Genomic DNA, 1,298 nt, shown 5'->3' with positions numbered 1-1,298 from the left:
GTTACGTCGTGAGCTGTTCGACGACGCGATGCTCGACAAGTTGATGGCCGCGACCGGTGAGCGGGGCGTGGCGTTGACCGGGGAGGGCGGATTCCTGCCCGAGATGATCAAAGCCGTCCTCGAACGCGGGATGCAGGCCGAGCTCAGTGACCACTTGGGCTATGAGAAGGGCGACCGGGCCGGTCACGGGAGTGGGAACTCCCGCAACGGGACCACACCGAAATCGGTGGGGACCGAGGTCGGCGACATCGGCCTGGACCAGCCCCGGGACCGGAACTCCACGTTCGCCTCAGCGCTGGTCCCCAAAGGCGCACGGCGGCTGGGCGGGCTGGAAGACATGATCATCAGCCTCTATGCCGGCGGGATGACGATCCGCGATATCCAGCACCACCTCGCGGCCACGTTGGGCACCGAACTGTCCCACGAGACGATCAGCAAGGTCACCGACGCCGTGGCCGACGAAGTCACCGTCTGGCAGGCCCGCCCGCTGGAGGCGTTCTACCCGGTGATCTACCTCGACGCGCTGGTCGTGAAGATCCGCGACGGCGCCCACGTCGCGAACCGCGCCGCGCACATCGCGGTCGGGGTCGACCTCGACGGCGTCAAGCATGTGTTGGGGATCTGGGTCCAGGCCAGCGAGGGCGCGAAGTTCTGGGCCGGGGTCTGCGCCGAGCTCGCCAACCGCGGCGTCAGCGACGTGCTGATCGTGTGCTGCGACGGGCTGACAGGGTTCCCCGAGGCCATCGAGGCGACCTGGCCCCAAGCGATGGTCCAGACCTGCGTGGTGCACCTGATCCGGGCCTCGATGCGGTTCGTGGCCTACCAAGACCGCAAGGCCGTCGCGGCGATGCTGCGTCCGATCTACACCGCCCCGACCGAACAGGCCGCGTTGATGGCATTGACCACGTTCGCTGACTCCCTGCTGGGCAAGAAATACCCGGCCGCGGTCGCCTCGTGGGAGAACGCGTGGGACCGGTTCGTCCCGTTCCTCGCGTTCGGCCCGGCACTGCGCAAGGTCATCTACACCACCAACAGCATCGAGTCACTGAACTACCAACTCCGCAAGATCATCAAGAACCGCGGCCACTTCCCCTCCGACGCGTCCGCGATCAAGCTGCTGTGGCTGGCGATCCGCACCATCGAGGACAAACGCGCCCGGGAACGCGCCAAAGAAGCCGGCCTCCCCAAAGGCACTGCACGCAAAGCCCCCGGCAAACTCGTCGAAGGCTCCGTCATCCAAGGCTGGAAAGCCGCCCTCGGCGAACTCGCCCTCGTCTACCCCGACCGAATCAACCCCT

The 1,298-nt window shown here is 66.7% G+C and carries 1 protein-coding gene; it reads left to right on the top strand.

What is annotated here, in order from left to right:
• Positions 1 to 28 precede the first annotated feature (28 nt).
• The coding region (locus ACYVAG_RS17590; RefSeq protein ID WP_460771836.1) for an IS256 family transposase at positions 29 to 1,298 on the top strand (1,270 nt) is incomplete at its 3' end.

This window comes from Mariniluteicoccus flavus, assembly GCF_054776655.1.
This window is presented reverse-complemented; position numbering and strand designations above follow the sequence as displayed.